This window comes from Mesorhizobium sp. M7A.F.Ca.CA.002.05.1.1, from assembly GCF_003998335.1.
In the GTDB taxonomy this organism is placed as follows: Bacteria; Pseudomonadota; Alphaproteobacteria; order Rhizobiales; family Rhizobiaceae; genus Mesorhizobium.
The window spans coordinates 1-414 of the sequence record NZ_RZQI01001678.1 but is presented as its reverse complement, the minus strand read 5'-3'; the positions used below and the strand labels follow the sequence as shown (position 1 = coordinate 414).

Genomic DNA, 414 nt, shown 5'->3' with positions numbered 1-414 from the left:
CCGCATCTCGGTCTCGATGTTGATGCCGAGCATGTGACCCCAATAGGTGACGACCGCCATCAGCACGGTGTTGAGCAGGTAAATCACCAGCAGCCCGGCAGACGCGATGATGATCAAGGTCCAGTCCTGCTGCGGCAGCAGCTGGTCGACGAAGGTGCGGACCGCCATGGGAAAGCCGAGTTCAAGCAGGCCGGCCAGCACCGCGCAGGAGAAGTCGAGCGCGAACAGCCCCTTCCAGGGCGCGTAGTAGGAAAGGAAACGTCTGATCATCGAGGTGAACCGCAAGCTGTCTTGACGGGCGCGGTGAGCGCGCCGGCCGTCATCGGTGGGCGCTGCTTACAATCGGCAGCGCAAGGGCGGCAATATGCCAGGACGGACTTCATTGCCTGCCTTTCCACATCAGCGCCATGAAAT

The 414-nt window shown here is 61.6% G+C and carries 1 protein-coding gene; it reads right to left on the bottom strand.

Annotated features, from left to right (window positions below):
- Positions 1 to 270: ABC transporter ATP-binding protein (locus tag EN939_RS37740; protein WP_164751675.1), on the bottom strand; the 270-nt coding region annotated here is incomplete at its 3' end.
- Positions 271 to 414: the final 144 nt, after the last annotated feature.